Here is a 15,342-nt window from a genome sequence, read left to right on the forward strand (position 1 = left end):
TACTGTCATATTGACTGTGTTATGAATAGTCTTTTTGACTACCATCTAATGAGTATAAAATTTTAAATCAATAAAAATCAAATAGATAAAAAATTGGCACGCGACCTGCAATAAGCGAAACAACTTATTTGAACAACGCTAAATGAATTGAGGTTGCTATGTCTATTCTGGTTAAAAATAATATCCATTGGGTTGGCCAACGTGACTGGGAAGTGCGTGATTTCCACGGAACCGAATACAAAACGCTGCGCGGCAGCAGCTACAACAGCTATCTCATCCGTGAAGAAAAAAATGTCCTGATCGATACCGTCGATCATAAATTCAGCCGTGAGTTTGTGCAGAACCTGCGTAATGAAATCGACCTCGCAGACATCGATTACATCATTATCAACCATGCGGAAGAAGATCACGCCGGGGCGCTGACCGAGCTGATGACGCAGATCCCGGATACCCCTATCTACTGCACCGCCAACGCGATTGACTCAATTACCGGTCATCATCACCATCCGGAGTGGAATTTTAACGTCGTGAAAACCGGCGACACGCTGGATATTGGTAACGGCAAACAGTTGATCTTCGTGGAAACGCCGATGCTGCACTGGCCGGACAGCATGATGACCTACATGACCGGCGATGCCGTCCTGTTCAGTAACGACGCTTTCGGTCAGCACTACTGCGACGAACGTCTGTTTAACGATGAAGTGGATCAGACCGAGCTGTTCGAACAGTGCCAGCGTTACTACGCCAATATCCTGACCCCGTTCAGTCGTCTGGTGACGCCAAAAATTACCGAAATCCTCGGCTTCAACCTGCCGGTCGATATGATTGCCACCTCCCACGGCGTGGTCTGGCGCGATAATCCGACCCAGATTGTTGAGCTGTATCTGAAATGGGCGGCGGATTATCAGGAAGATCGCATCACAATTTTCTACGACACCATGTCCAATAACACCCGCATGATGGCGGATGCGATTGCGCAGGGAATTAACGAAGTCGACCCGAACGTGGCAGTGAAAATTTTTAACGTCGCCCGCAGCGATAAAAACGAAATCCTGACCAACGTTTTCCGCTCTAAAGGTGTGCTGGTCGGCACCTCCACGATGAACAATGTGATGATGCCGAAAATCGCCGGTCTGGTGGAGGAGATGACCGGTCTGCGTTTTCGTAACAAACGCGCCAGCGCTTTTGGTTCCCACGGCTGGAGTGGCGGAGCGGTCGACCGCTTATCCACCCGTTTACAGGATGCCGGTTTTGAAATGTCGCTGAGCCTGAAGGCCAAATGGCGCCCGGACCTGAATGCGCAGGAACTGTGCCGCCAGCACGGTCGTGAAATCGCGCGTCAATGGGCGCTCGCGCCGTTGCCGGACGCGACAGTGAAAGCGACAACCAAAGAAGAAGCATGCGCCTGCGCCGCCGCAGCAGCCGACCTCGGTCCGAGCATGCAGTGCAGCGTGTGCCAGTGGATTTACGATCCGGCAAAAGGTGAACCGTTGCAGGATGTCGCGCCAGGTACGCCGTGGAGCGATGTGCCGGACAACTTCCTCTGTCCGGAATGTTCATTAGGCAAAGATGTCTTCGACGTGCTGGCAACGGAGGCAAAATGAGCCGGGGAATTGTCATCATTGGTTCGGGCTTTGCTGCCCGCCAGTTAGTCAAAAACATTCGCAAGCAGGACGCGGATGTCCCGTTAACTCTGATTGCGGCTGACAGCATGGATGAGTATAACAAACCCGATCTCAGTCATGTGATAAGCCAGGCGCAGCACGCCGACGACCTCACCCGTCAGTCGGCGGGAGAGTTTGCTGAACAGTTTGCTCTGCGTCTCTTTCCCCACACCTGGGTCACCGACATTGATGCCGATGCCCACGTGGTAAAAAGCCAGGACAAGCAGTGGCAGTACGACAAACTGGTGCTGGCTACGGGCGCTGCGGCCTTTGTTCCACCGATAGCAGGACGTGAGTTAATGCTCACATTGAACAGCCAGCAGGAGTACCGTGCCTGCGAAACACAGCTACGCGATGCCCAACGGGTGCTGATTGTCGGCGGCGGGTTGATTGGAACCGAACTGGCGATGGATTTCTGCCGCGCAGGTAAAGCGGTCACGCTGATAGATAACGCAGCCAGCCTGCTTGCTTCGCTGATGCCGCCGGAAGTGAGCAGTCGCTTACAGCATCGTCTTACCGATATGGGCGTACACCTGTTGCTGAAATCACAGTTACAAGGGCTGGAGAAAACCGCATCCGGTATTCGTGCAACGTTCGATCGCGAGCGCAGCATTCACGTCGATGTGGTGATTGCCGCCACGGGTCTGCGCCCGGAAACGGCGCTGGCGCGTCGCGCCGGTTTAACCCTCAACCGCGGCGTTTGTGTCGACAGCTACCTGCAAACCAGCCACCCGGATATTTATGCCCTCGGCGACTGCGCGGAGATCAACGGTCAGGTGCTACCATTCCTGCAGCCTATTCAGCTCAGTGCGATGTACCTGGCGAAAAATCTGCTCGGCGGCAACGCGCCGCTGAAGCTGCCTGCCATGTTAGTCAAAATCAAAACGCCAGAACTGCCGCTGCATCTGGCAGGGGAAACCCAGCGTCGCGATCTGAACTGGCACATTGCCGCAGAATCTGACGGCATGGTAGCCAAAGGGATGAACGGTGAAGGACAGCTCTGCGCCTTCGTGGTAAGTGAAGACAGAATGAAGGAGGCTTTCGCCCTGCTGAAAACGTTGCCTCGGCAGGCCGGATAAGACGCTCTGCGTCGCCATCCGGCGCTATCGCCACTGATTGATTAACCTCATGCACACGGAAGTGCGATATTGCTTGTCGTTTCGCCCCGCCTGCCCGGGGCTTTTTTATGCTTCCGCCATCCCACGCGCCGCAGCAATCACCCCCTGTCCCAGCGACAGTCCACCGTCACCGGCTGGTAACTGCTGCGGGAACAACAGCGTGAAATCCGCCAGATAATAAGCCAGGCGAGCCGACAGTAACCGGTTGTGCATCACCCCACCGCTGAACACCAGCGTGTTGATACCGCGTGCCGTGGCCTGCTCGCGCAGCATCGCGGCAAACCCTTGTGCCAGCACATCGTGGAAAGCCCATGCGCGTTCAGCGGGCGTTGCCTGCCAGTTCAGCCACTGCGACCAGAAGGTTGCCAGATCCAGTTGATTCCCCGTCAAGGGAAGCGTGACCGGATGCTTAACCCCCGCGCATTGCGACGCCAGCGCCTCTAGTGTGCAGGCGGCTTCCCCTTCATAACTGAGCGATTCTGGCGCGCAGTTCAGTGCTGCGGCAACCGCATCGAACAGACGCCCGCAGGACGAGGCCAGCGGTGCGTTAATCCCACGCTCAATCGCTCGCGCCAGCACGTTCCAGTTCTGTCGCTGTAAGTATCGCGTTTCCGGATAGCGCTGCCAGTCCGGCACAAAGCGCAAACACTGCGCTAACAGGTTACGCCAGGGCTGCTTCGCGGCGAGATCGCCACCGGCAAGCGCCACGGCGGGCAATCCACCAAGATGTTCACACTCACGGTAGTTCACCCGCAGACACTCTCCTCCCCACAGCGCGCCCGCGTCACCCATTCCAATGCCGTCCAGCGTCAGGGCGATAACATCGCCACCGTCCAGCGGCCAGCCGTGCTCGGCCAGACAGGCTGCGGCATGAGCATGATGATGCAACACGATCTCCGTTGGCAGGTTCATCTCACTGGCCCACTGGCTGGAGACATACCCCAGATGGGCATCGCGAACAAGGCACTGTGGCGTGAAGTCATAGATAGTCTGGATTAACCGCAGTGCGTCACGCCACTGATGTTGGATCCCATCGTCGCTGAGATCGCCAAGATGCTGGCTGATCACCGCCTGCTCACCGCGAACCAGGCAGAAGGTGTTTTTCAGATCCGCCCCCAGACAGAGTATCGGTGGTATATGATGAAATCCCGGCGGCAACGCCAGCGCGTCCGGGACATATCCCCGCGAGCGACGCAGCATTTCACCGCTTTCACGTACCACGGAATCGTCCATGCGCTGCACGATGTCGCGATTGTGTAACAGGAAACCCTCGGCAATATCCTGCAAATCCTCAATTGCCTGTTCGTTGCTGATGGCCGGCGGTTTACCGCTAAGATTGCCGGAGGTCATTACCAGCGGGCGCTTCAGTGCCTGGAGCAACAGGTGCTGAAGTGGATTGGCGGGCAACATCACGCCAACCTCCGCAAGCCCTGGGGCAATACCGTCACACAGCGAGGAAACATGTTGCTTATCCACCAGCACAATCGGAGCGGCGGGCGTTTTCAGCAGTCGGGTCGCCGCATCCGACAAGCCCGACGCATCCGGCAGCATGACTGCCAGCGGCTTTGCAGGACGGCGCTTACGCGCACGAAGCCGCGCCACGGCATCGCTGTTTCCCGCATCGCAGGCCAGATGAAATCCGCCGATCCCCTTAACGGCAACAATACCTCCGGTCTGTAGCATTTCAACCGCAGCCTGTAATGCCGCCTCTTTTTCCGCCTGGTATCCGCCGCTCAGCCAGCGCAGATGCGGACCACACGCCGGGCACGCCACCGGCTGGGCGTGAAAACGTCGGTCACTGGGATCGCGATACTCGCTGTCGCATTGCGGGCAGAGCGGAAATGACGCCATCACGGTAAACGGACGATCGTAGGGCATCGCCCGGATAATGGTAAAACGCGGGCCGCAATGGGTGCAGTTGATGAAGGGATAGCGATAACGCCGCTCTCCGGGCGTATTCATTTCGGCAAGACATTCCGGGCACGTCGCGGCATCGGGCACAATCTGGGTGTTCATCGTGCCGCCCGCACTCTGGCGAATGCTGAACTCCGCGGGCGGCTGCGCCCAGCGAAAAGGTTCACTTTCTACGCTGTCGATACGCGCCAATGGCGGACAATGGGCATGCAGTTCACGGATAAACAGCGCGGGATCTTCCAGCAATCGAACCACCACGCCATCGCCGTCGTTACACACATCACCATGCAACTGAAGCTGCTGCGCCAGTTGCCAGACGAAAGGACGAAAGCCGACGCCCTGAACTTTGCCGCGAATACGGAGCTGTATGCCAGAGGGGGTATTTGTTGCCATTGAGTCATTCTCGCCATCATCATTCCCGGAAAGGTATTTTACGAAAATTTCCGGGAATTCCCTTGATGCCAGCGCGTTTCCTGAGTGATATTTGCGGCAGGAATCAGAAAAGCAAAGAAGCGGAAGAATCCAGCGCCGCACGACGACGCTTTTCCGCGCTGAGTTGCTCGAGCTTATTACGGTCAACGCAAATCAGGGCATGCGTCGGACAGGCTTCCATACAGGCCGGACCGGCATCGCGGTGATAACAGAGATCGCACTTGTTAGCTTCCGCTTTTTCTGCCCGTACGTTCAGGCCGGCACCGCTATTACGCACAACCGGACGCACCACGACTTCCATTGCACCATATGGACAGGCCACCACGCAGGTTTTGCAGCCAATGCAACGTTCCTGCATGACATGAACAAAACCTTTATCACGGCTGATGGCACCGTTCGGACAGACGTTCGCACACGGCGCGTCCTCGCACTGGCGGCACAGCGTCGCCGTCGAGACATTCACACCTTTGATTACATGAATACGGGGTAAAAAGGTTTCAGGGGTCAGTGACGCGCAGTCCTGGTTTTCCTGATGGGAGACCACGCAGGCCACTTCACAGGTACGGCAACCAATGCACTTATTGGCGTCTGCAATGATGAAACGGTTCATCAAATTCTCCAGCAATGACAGATAATGTGCCGAAACATTCACAAATCATGCCAGTTTTTATCTTGCTGTAATTTAACGATATTTAAAAACAGAGGGTGACCGTTATGGTGTCATCGTCACGAATGACGATGACGGGTGACAATGTTACTGCGCCGCCAACGACATAACGGAATCTCGGCGAATCAACGTGCCGGTGAAGCTTTTCGGTGGCGTAAACGCCCCGCCGTCCAGCATGAAAATGAGTCGGCCAATGGTCTCCTGAATCATCTCCGTCACCGGAATTTTGACGCTGGAAAGCGCCGGTATGGTGTAGGGCGCCATCGCGATATCGTCAAAACCAATCACCGACACCTGCGATGGCACGGCGACCCCTTTGTCATGCAACTGTTTGATGGCCCCAATCGCCATGTCGTCATTGCTGGCCACCAGCGCGCTGAACGTCACGTCGCGAGAAAGCAGCACGTCCACCCCTGCTGCACCGCAGGCCGGCGTCCATTTGCCTTTGACGATCAGGTCGTCATTAACGGCGATGCCATGTCGGGTCAGTGCCTCTTTGTAACCCGACAGGCGTTCAACCCCGGTGGGTGAGTCCATCGAACCGGTGATAAAGGCAATCTGCTGATGGCCTGCGCTAATCAGTTCCGCCACAGCGTTAAAACTGGTCTGCTTTTGATCGCACCAGACGCAGTGGCTACTGTTTTTCCGTAACCGGCGGTTAAGCACCATAATCGGCTGCGAATGGCTGTCGATTATTTTATCGATCTCATCCACGCTGAGAAAACGCGGGTAGATCATGATCGCGTCGCAGCGCAAATCCAGCAGATACTGGATCGCCTGGCGTTCCTCCTCCGCGCTGTGTTTGCCATCGGCAAGCAGAAGCTGACGCCCCTGATCTTCCGCCATCCGCGCGGTATGAAACAGCAATTCGCTAAAATAGACGCCGTGGTAGAGGGTGTTAGTCACCACCAGCCCCAGCGTCTGACTGGTTTTCGCCGCAAGGCTACGCGCCAGCAGGTTAGGCCGATAGCCGCTCTCCTCAATCGCCTGAAATACACGATCCTTCGTCTCCTGGCTGACGTAGCCATTCCCTGAAAGCACCCTGGAGACCGTCGCCTTCGACACCCCGGCCCGCTGCGCTACCTCCAGCATCGTCGTCATAAGTTTTCTTCCTTTTCTCGCAATGAGATGCAGTGTACTTCACTGCCGCGTGGTTGTCCCCGATGCTAAATCACCCCAGAAAACCGCGAGTGACATGAATCACATTTCACGAAAATGAATAAAATTAAATATTGCCAAACTTAAATAAACTATTCATGATTTTGTGGAACCGGTTTCTCATCAGCGTTTCATCACCGACGATCGCTCAGGCGAATGTGCGGCAAAAATAAAACGTACCCTACTGATAAAACAGGATAAAAATCCTATGTCCAAGAATTATGCAGCGCTGGCGCGCTCCGTGGTGACGGCTCTGGGCGGCGTCGACAATATCACCGCAGTGACACACTGCATGACGCGTCTGCGTTTCGTTGTGAAAGATGACACGCTGGTCGACAGTGCCACGCTCAAAACCCTCAGCGGTGTACTCGGCGTCGTTCGCAGCGACAACCAGTGCCAGGTGATTATCGGCAATACCGTCTCCCAGGCGTATCGTGAGGTCGTCAACCTGTTGCCGGGCGATATGCAACCCGCCGAGCCCGTTGGCAAACCCAAGCTGACGCTCAGACGCATTGGCGCGGGGATCCTTGATGCGCTAATCGGTACCATGTCGCCGCTGATCCCGGCGATTATCGGCGGATCGATGCTCAAACTGTTGGCAATGATCCTTGAAATGACCGGCGTGCTGGAAAAAGGCTCCTCCACGTTAACGATCCTGACCGTGATCGGCGATGGCGCCTTCTTCTTCCTGCCGTTAATGGTGGCGGCCTCGGCGGCGATTAAATTTAAAACCAACATGTCGCTGGCGATCGCCATTGCCGGGGTGCTGGTGCATCCAAGCTTTATCGACCTGATGACGAAAGCGGCACAGGGTGAGCACGTTGAATTCGCCCTGATCCCGGTCACCGCGGTGAAATACACCTATACGGTTATTCCGGCGCTGGTGATGACCTGGTGTCTGTCGTACATCGAACGCTGGGTGGATCGCATTACGCCCGCGGTCACCAAAAACTTCCTCAAGCCTATGCTGATCGTGCTGATCGCCGCGCCGCTGGCTATCGTCCTGATTGGGCCGATTGGCATCTGGATTGGTAGCGCGATTTCCGCGCTGGTCTATACCATTCACGGTTATCTCGGCTGGCTGTCTGTTGCCATCATGGGCGCGCTGTGGCCGCTATTGGTAATGACCGGGATGCACCGTGTCTTTACGCCAACCATCATTCAGACCATTGCCGAAACGGGTAAAGAAGGGATGGTCATGCCGTCCGAAATTGGCGCCAACCTGTCGCTCGGCGGTTCCTCGCTGGCGGTAGCCTGGAAAACGAAAAACCCGGAACTGCGCCAGACTGCGCTGGCAGCGGCGGCCTCGGCCATCATGGCCGGAATTTCGGAACCCGCGCTCTACGGTGTGGCGGTGCGCCTGAAACGGCCACTGATTGCCAGCCTGATCAGCGGCTTTATCTGTGGCGCGGTCGCCGGGATGGCTGGACTCGCCAGCCACTCAATGGCGGCGCCGGGCCTGTTTACCAGCGTTCAGTTCTTCGATCCGGCGAATCCCATGACTATTGTCTGGGTATTTGGCGTCATGGCGCTGGCGGTGGTGTTGTCATTTGTCCTGACGCTGCTGCTGGGCTTTGAAGATATCCCCGTCGAAGACGCGGCCGCACAGGCACGCAAAAACCAGGCTGCACAACCGTCTACGGTAAAAGGCGCCAGCGTCTGACTGTTATTCACTGAGGTTATTATGGCTGTATTTCCGCAAGGATTTTTATGGGGCGGCGCACTGGCCGCCAACCAGGCTGAAGGCGCATACCGGGAGGGCGGCAAAGGGCTGACCACTGTCGATATGATCCCGCACGGCGAGCATCGCATGCCGGTCAAACTGGGACAGGAGAAACGTTTCCAGCTGCGGAATGATGAATTTTATCCCAGCCATCAGGCGATCGATTTTTACCATCGCTATAAGGACGATATCGCCCTGATGGCGGAAATGGGCTTCACCGTCTTTCGCACCTCGATTGCCTGGAGCCGTATTTATCCCAACGGCGACGAACTGACGCCTAACGAGGAAGGCATTGCCTTCTATCGCGCGGTGTTTGCCGAGTGCAAAAAGTACGGTATTGAACCGCTGGTGACGCTGTGCCACTTCGACGTGCCCATGCACCTGGTTACCGAATACGGCTCCTGGCGTAATCGCAAGATGGTGGAGTTTTTCACCCGCTATGCGCGTACCTGTTTTGAAGCTTTTAACGGGCTGGTGAAATACTGGCTGACCTTCAATGAAATCAACATCATGCTGCACAGCCCGTTCTCCGGCGCGGGGTTGGTGTTTGAAGAGGGGGAAAATCAGGATCAGGTGAAATATCAAGCCGCGCACCATGAGCTGATTGCCAGCGCGCTGGCGACGAAAATCGCCCATGAGATCAACCCGCAGAACCAGGTGGGCTGCATGCTGGCGGGCGGCAATTTTTATCCGTACTCCTGCAAACCGGAAGATGTCTGGACAGCGCTGGAAAAAGATCGTGAAAACCTGTTCTTCATTGACGTACAGGCGCGCGGCGCATATCCAGCTTACTCTGCCCGTGTGTTTCGTGAAAAAGGTGTGGTGATTGAGAAAGCCCCGGCAGATGATGCAATCCTGAAAAACACCGTCGATTTTGTCTCTTTCAGCTATTACACGTCGCGCTGCGCGTCGGCTGAGATGAACACAAAGAACAGCAGTGCCGCGAACGTGGTGAAGTCAATGCGCAACCCGTACATCCAGGTCAGCGACTGGGGCTGGGGGATCGACCCGCTTGGACTGCGCATCACGATGAATATGATGTACGACCGCTACCAGAAACCGCTGTTCCTGGTGGAAAACGGTCTCGGGGCAAAAGATGAAATCGATGCCGATGGCCACATTAATGACGATTATCGTATTAGCTATTTGCGCGAACACATCCGTGCGATGGCTGACGCCATTGAAGACGGCGTGCCGCTGATGGGTTACACCACCTGGGGCTGTATTGATCTGGTGGCCGCGTCGACGGGTGAGATGAGCAAACGGTACGGGTTCGTCTATGTCGACCGCGATGATGCCGGTAACGGTACGCTTGCGCGAACGCGTAAAAAATCGTTCTGGTGGTACAAAAAAGTGATCGCCAGCAACGGCCAGGATCTGGCGTAAACAGGATGGCGGATGGCGCTCGCGCTGTCCGCCCCTCCCTTCCCTCGTTACATCATTTGCATTTCGTTTCCGCTATCTCCCTTCCAGTTTTCGGTTTGCCCCTTCCCTTTTTTACTGGCATTTTATACAGGTATTTTCATCTACTCGCGGGCAACAAGGAATCGTTTATGACTATTGAGGCTGGCAGTCCTGAAATCGCTATCATCAGGCCGTTTCGTCGTTTAAAGGTGAGCTATGTCAGAAAGCGCCATGAAGATCCAAAAACCGGCAACACGCGCCGCTATAGCCGGCATGCGTCGTTAACCATTAATGGCGACTGGCTGGAACAGGCGGGTTTTCCGACCGGCACCCTTGTCAATGTGGCGGTAATGCAGGGGAAATTAGTGATCGAACAGGTGAGAGAGGAACAGGCCGGATGAGGTCAGAGCGTCATCCGGCATGAATGTCACGACGCCGCTAATTCCGCAAAGCCGCCGTGGCCCTCCCAGCCGTCGAGACGCTGGTAAACGGTGTCGACGGCATCCTTAATGGGTTGAGTCATAGGATAATAGAACCCGACGATATCCGGCTGAATCCCGAGGAAGATCACCTCGCCGACGTCTTCTTTAAGCTGATCAACCAGATAATTCAGCGGCATATTGTGGGTCGTCATCATGAACATCTCGGCGATATCGTCAGGATCGACAATGCGGATCTCGCCGGGATTCAACCCCATGTCGGTGGCGTCCACGATCAGCAGACGATCCGGGCGCAGTTCGCGAATGGCCACGATGTCATTTTCCGGCGCACTGCCTCCGTCAATGACCACCCAGTGACCTTTCGCCTGCGCCGCGCATTTTTCTGCCAGCAGCGGACCCGCGCCGTCATCCCCCATCATGCTGTTGCCAACACACAATAAAACGTCAGTCACGGTGTCTCCTTACCATCAGGTAAATCGCGCTCTCCTGATGAATATCGTGCAACATGCTGAGCATCTGTTTGCTCCATGCCTGCTGCTCCGGGGTCTGTACCGCGAGCGCACGATCAAACGCGTGCGCCAGCATTTGCACATGATTAAAATCGATGACGATCTCGCCATACTTCGGCACACCTTCCATCTTCCGACGGGCCTCGCTGCCCTCTTCCAGCGTGGCAATCCACGTCAGATACGCCTCCCACGGGCAGGTCAGCGCGGCTTCCAGGCAGTCGATGATCCCAAGATGGTGACCAATCGCCAGGCTGTAATAGACAACCTGCTGCGCCTCGGCGGGCGCCGCATCGTTCTCATCAATAAACTTACGGCTCAGTTGACTGAACACCACCGTTTCACTCATCGGATACGCGCCTCTTCGACTACTTGATTCAGGCGGGTGACGATCTCGGTCAAACGCGGATCGCTTTCCGCTTCCAGCCAGCGCGCCACCTGATGTTCACCCTGGCCGAGTTGACGCAGGTAATCATCCGCAATCTGACGCCCATAGCGATAACCGGCCAGTCGACGCGCCTCGCGATCGACCTTCACACGCAGCGGCTGCACCATGTCCGGATGCAGGATTTCCGCTGGCTGATCGTCCAGTTCTCCCGGTGCACGAGCATGAATTTTCTGCTCCAGCAGGCCCAGCGCCATCGCAAAACCGTACAGCGTTGCCGCAGGCGTCGGCGGGCATCCTGGAATATACACATCCACCGGCACAATTTTGTCAGTGCCGCCCCAGACGCAGTACAAGTCATGGAAGATACCGCCGCTGTTGCCGCAGGCGCCGTAAGAGATGCAGATTTTCGGATCGGGCGCAGACTGCCAGGCACGCAGCGCCGGGGAGCGCATCGCACGGGTAACCGCGCCGGTGAATAGCAGTATGTCCGCATGACGCGGCGACGGTACGACTTTGATACCGAAGCGTTCGGCGTCAAACAATGGTGATAAGGTCGCGAAAATTTCAATTTCACAGCCGTTACAGCCGCCGCAGTCCACGCGGTAAACATAGGCTGAACGCTTGATGTTTTTCAGTAATGACGCCTTCATGCTGGCGATGGACTCATCCACCGTCATCGGTACCGGAATACCGTTTGCGTCACGCGGACCTAATAAATGGCTCATCAGCTGGCCTCTTTCATATGGCGAGTCAGTTCAATTCGGTCGGACGGCACCAGGCACTTCTGACGTTTGCAGTCCGGGCAGGTCTCAAAGCTTTCGCGGTGATGCTCCGCGCGGCTGTCGCCGTTGTGCTTAAGCAGCGCAATGGCGTAATCAATCTCTTTCTGAACAGCGAAAGGACGATGGCATACGCGGCAGTTGCACAGCGCAAAACGGGACTGCTGGAGGAAATCCTCTTTCTTCCACACCGCCAGTTCATACTCCTGCGAAAGCTTGATCGCCGCCGTCGGGCACACTTCTTCGCAGCGGGCGCAGAAAATGCAGCGCCCGAGGTTGAACTGCCAGGCCAGTTCGCCGCTGGCCAGATCCGTTTCCACCGTCAACGCATTTGACGGGCAGGCATTCACGCAGGCCGCGCAGCCAATGCACTGCTGCGGATTGTGCTCCGGCTTACCGCGGAAGTTTTTATCAACCGCAATCGGCTCCAGCGGATAAGACGAAGTCGGCGCGCCGGTTTTGATGACTTTTTTGATAAAGGTAAACATGGCGATTCCTTATTTCAGCGGCGAGTTTTTACGCTCAATGCTGTAGCGCTCAAGTTCTTTGTATGGCACGACTTTGCTCTTCTTCTTACGCACATCCACCACGGTCATGCGGTCAGTACAGGAGTAGCAAGGGTCAAGGCTACCGATAATCAGCGGTGCATCAGAAACGGTGTTGCCGCGCAGCATGTAACGCAGGGTCGGCCAGTTAGCGTAAGTCGCCGCACGACAGCGCCAGCGATACAGCTTCTGGTTGTCGCCGGTCATGCTCCAGTGAATATCGTCACCGCGTGGTGCTTCGGAAAAGCCCAGCGCAAAGCGATGCGGAATGTAGGTGAAGCCTTCCACCATCAGTGGACCGCCGGGCAGGTTGTCCAGACCGAAGTCGATCATATTCAGTGCGGTGTACACTTCGTTGATACGCACTTTCAGACGCGAGATCACATCGCAGCCCTGTTCGCTGTGAACCGTCATCGGCAGCAGACCGTAACCGACAAACGGGTGATCGGCGCGGGTGTCACGAGCGTGACCGCTGGCGCGAACCATCGGCCCAACGTTACTGAAATCACGCGCAATCTCTGGATCCAGACGACCAATTCCCACGGTGCGCTGTTCCATGTTCGGCGTACTGAGCAGCATATCCACCAGTTCCTGCACGTCGCGACGCATCTGCTGCGCCAGTTGACGGGTCTGGATCATGTCCTCTTTCAGCAGATCGCGACGAATCCCGCCGATCAGGTTCAGACCGTAAGTCTTACGCGCCCCGGTCAGGATCTCCGCCATCTTCATGGAGGTTTCGCGTACGCGGAAGAACTGCATAAAACCGGAGTCAAAACCGGTGAAGTGACAGGCCAGACCGAGGTTCAGCAGATGGGAGTGCAGACGCTCCACCTCCAGCAGAATGGCGCGGATCATCTGCGCGCGTTCCGGCACCACGATGCCCATCGCGTTTTCAACGGAGGTGGTATACGCGGTGCTGTGGGCGAAGCCGCAGATCCCGCAAACGCGATCCGACAGGAAGGTGACTTCGTTGTAGCCCATCCGGGTTTCCGCCAGTTTTTCCATGCCGCGATGGACATAGAACAGGCGGTAATCAGCGTCGATAATATTTTCGCCATCAACAAACAGGCGGAAGTGTCCCGGTTCATCCGAAGTGACGTGCAGCGGGCCAATCGGCACCACATTATTTTTCTTGTCACCCAGTTCATTGATGAACTCGTAGGTTTCCGCATCGGTGGTCGGTGCCGGGCGCTGACGATAATCCATGCTGTCTTTACGCAACGGATAGAGTTCGTCCGGCCAGTCATCCGGCAGCACCAGACGGCGTTCGTCCGGCAGACCGACCGGGATCAGACCGTACATGTCGCGCACTTCGCGCTCGCCCCAGACGGCAGCCGGCACGCGCGGCGTGACGGACGGGAATTCCAGCTTATTGGCATCAACTTCAACACGTACCGTGATCCAGCATTTGGTACCCTGCTCCATCGACAGCACGTAGTACACCGCGTAATGACCACACAGCTGGCGTTCATCATTGCCAAACAGCACCGAGAGCCATCCGCCCTGCTTGTAGTAAAGGAATTCGACCACTTCCGGCAGATAGTTGACCTTCACGGTGATGGTCAGCTGATCCCGGGTCTGCCAGGCTTCGTCCAGCACCACGCCAGGAAACGCCTGGTGCAGTGCGGCAAGGTATTGTTGACCAACTTTTTCTTCAGACATGCTCAAACTCTCTTAAATCACGCCACCAGCAAGGAGACGAACGCTAAAAACGCAAACCCAAAACCGGCCCAGGTCACGCGTGAGGTGGCGCAAAAACGCAGACGCGCCATGCTGTTTTCAAACAGGGCAATCACCAGTACGCCGACAAGCAGCTTGATGATGGCGATCACCAGCGCCAGCAACAGTCCACCTGCGCTGAACGTTTCCATCTGTCCCCACGGCAGGAACACGCCGACAAACATTTGCAGTACTACCAACTGTTTCAGGCTAATGCCCCACTTCAGCACCGCAAAACCGCTGCCGCTGTATTCGGTCAGCGGCCCTTCCTGCAATTCCTGCTCCGCTTCCGCCAAATCGAACGGCAGTTTGCCCATTTCGATAAACGTGGCGAAAGCACAGGCGCACAGTGCCAAAATCAGCGGAATGCTGCGGGCTGCTGGCCAGTGATAGATCGTATCGGTGATATTGCTGATATGGGTGGAACCCGCAACCTGCGCAGCGACCCACAGTCCCAGCAGCAGGATCGGCTCCACCAGCACGCCGAGCATCGCTTCACGACTGGCACCGATCGCCGTGAACGGGCTGCCGGTATCAAGTCCCGCGATAGAAAAGAAGAAACGGGCAATAGCGAACAGATAAATCAACGTGATCAAATCGCCCAGTTGCGGCAGCGGTGAACCCACGGTTACCACCGGCAGCGCGGTAGCGATGGTCAGCATAACGCCCACCATCACAAACGGCGTCAGACGAAAGACCCAGCCAACATCCGCTGGCGCGACGCTCTGACGGCCCAGCAGTTTGAGCAGGTCGCGATACTCCTGCAATACACCAGGACCGCGGCGATTGTGCAGACGGGCACGCGCCACGCGGGTCACGCCGGATAGCAGCGGCGCAGCGGCAAATAACACCAGCGCCTGAATTAACGGATATAAAACACTCATT

General features: G+C 56.2%; 14 protein-coding genes. 5 read left to right on the plus strand and 9 right to left on the minus strand.

Features of this window, described 5'->3' with window-relative positions; genetic code table 11:
* Positions 1-158 precede the first annotated feature (158 nt).
* Both norV and norW read left to right on the plus strand, forming a co-directional pair.
* Positions 159-1,604, plus strand: a complete 1,446-nt coding sequence (norV, locus tag HVX64_RS18050; protein WP_044255081.1) for an anaerobic nitric oxide reductase flavorubredoxin — start codon at positions 159-161, stop codon at positions 1,602-1,604.
* The gene (gene norW / locus HVX64_RS18055; RefSeq protein ID WP_044255079.1) at positions 1,601-2,743 is read left to right on the plus strand and encodes an NADH:flavorubredoxin reductase NorW; all 1,143 of its coding nucleotides are present in this window, start codon (positions 1,601-1,603) and stop codon (positions 2,741-2,743) included. The genes norV and norW overlap by 4 nt, the downstream gene beginning before the upstream one ends.
* Before the next feature lie 105 nt (positions 2,744-2,848).
* Here the strand turns inward: norW and hypF are convergent, their stop codons facing one another.
* The 3 genes from hypF to HVX64_RS18070 all read right to left on the minus strand — a co-directional run bounded on the left by hypF (position 2,849) and on the right by HVX64_RS18070 (position 6,896).
* On the minus strand, positions 2,849-5,089 hold the full coding sequence (gene hypF / locus HVX64_RS18060) for a carbamoyltransferase HypF (RefSeq protein WP_044255074.1): 2,241 nt from the start codon (positions 5,087-5,089) through the stop codon (positions 2,849-2,851).
* Positions 5,090-5,192: 103 nt separating this feature from the next.
* Positions 5,193-5,738 carry an electron transport protein HydN gene (gene hydN / locus HVX64_RS18065; RefSeq protein WP_042999599.1) on the minus strand — a complete coding sequence of 182 codons (546 nt, stop codon included), beginning with the start codon at positions 5,736-5,738 and terminating at the stop codon, positions 5,193-5,195.
* A gap of 144 nt (positions 5,739-5,882) precedes the next feature.
* Entirely contained in the window at positions 5,883-6,896 is a 1,014-nt protein-coding gene (locus tag HVX64_RS18070; protein ID WP_044255071.1) for a LacI family DNA-binding transcriptional regulator, read from the minus strand.
* A 265-nt stretch (positions 6,897-7,161) separates the two neighbouring features.
* Here HVX64_RS18070 and ascF point away from each other — a divergent pair, with 265 nt between their 5' ends.
* From ascF to HVX64_RS18085, 3 genes are all read left to right on the plus strand, one after another.
* Positions 7,162-8,616 carry a PTS cellobiose/arbutin/salicin transporter subunit IIBC gene (ascF, locus tag HVX64_RS18075; protein WP_044255068.1) on the plus strand — a complete coding sequence of 485 codons (1,455 nt, stop codon included), beginning with the start codon at positions 7,162-7,164 and terminating at the stop codon, positions 8,614-8,616.
* A 21-nt stretch (positions 8,617-8,637) separates the two neighbouring features.
* Complete coding sequence (locus HVX64_RS18080; protein ID WP_042999596.1) at positions 8,638-10,062, plus strand: 6-phospho-beta-glucosidase; 1,425 nt, start codon at positions 8,638-8,640, stop codon at positions 10,060-10,062.
* A 167-nt stretch (positions 10,063-10,229) separates the two neighbouring features.
* Positions 10,230-10,481, plus strand: coding sequence for a SymE family type I addiction module toxin (locus HVX64_RS18085; RefSeq protein WP_042999595.1), 252 nt, complete (start codon positions 10,230-10,232; stop codon positions 10,479-10,481).
* Positions 10,482-10,507: 26 nt separating this feature from the next.
* Here the strand turns inward: HVX64_RS18085 and hycI are convergent, their stop codons facing one another.
* From hycI to HVX64_RS18115, 6 genes are read right to left on the minus strand one after another with little or no spacing between them, the layout of a single operon-like run.
* Entirely contained in the window at positions 10,508-10,972 is a 465-nt protein-coding gene (gene hycI, locus HVX64_RS18090) for a hydrogenase maturation peptidase HycI (protein ID WP_042999594.1), read from the minus strand.
* On the minus strand, positions 10,965-11,375 hold the full coding sequence (locus HVX64_RS18095; RefSeq protein ID WP_044255065.1) for a formate hydrogenlyase maturation HycH family protein: 411 nt from the start codon (positions 11,373-11,375) through the stop codon (positions 10,965-10,967). Before HVX64_RS18095 ends, hycI begins: the two co-directional genes overlap by 8 nt.
* Positions 11,372-12,139: a formate hydrogenlyase subunit HycG gene (gene hycG / locus HVX64_RS18100; protein ID WP_044255062.1), complete on the minus strand. Its 768-nt coding sequence runs from the start codon at positions 12,137-12,139 to the stop codon at positions 11,372-11,374. Before hycG ends, HVX64_RS18095 begins: the two co-directional genes overlap by 4 nt.
* Positions 12,139-12,681: a formate hydrogenlyase subunit HycF gene (gene hycF, locus HVX64_RS18105; protein ID WP_044255059.1), complete on the minus strand. Its 543-nt coding sequence runs from the start codon at positions 12,679-12,681 to the stop codon at positions 12,139-12,141. Before hycF ends, hycG begins: the two co-directional genes overlap by 1 nt.
* A 9-nt stretch (positions 12,682-12,690) precedes the next feature.
* On the minus strand, positions 12,691-14,400 hold the full coding sequence (gene hycE, locus HVX64_RS18110) for a formate hydrogenlyase subunit HycE (protein WP_042999590.1): 1,710 nt from the start codon (positions 14,398-14,400) through the stop codon (positions 12,691-12,693).
* 17 nt (positions 14,401-14,417) lie between these two features.
* Positions 14,418-15,341, minus strand: coding sequence for a respiratory chain complex I subunit 1 family protein (locus tag HVX64_RS18115; RefSeq protein ID WP_181825104.1), 924 nt, complete (start codon positions 15,339-15,341; stop codon positions 14,418-14,420).
* Position 15,342 lies beyond the last annotated feature (1 nt).

The organism is Citrobacter sp. RHB20-C16, from assembly GCF_013890155.1.
GTDB classification, from domain to species: Bacteria; Pseudomonadota; Gammaproteobacteria; order Enterobacterales; family Enterobacteriaceae; genus Citrobacter_A; species Citrobacter_A amalonaticus.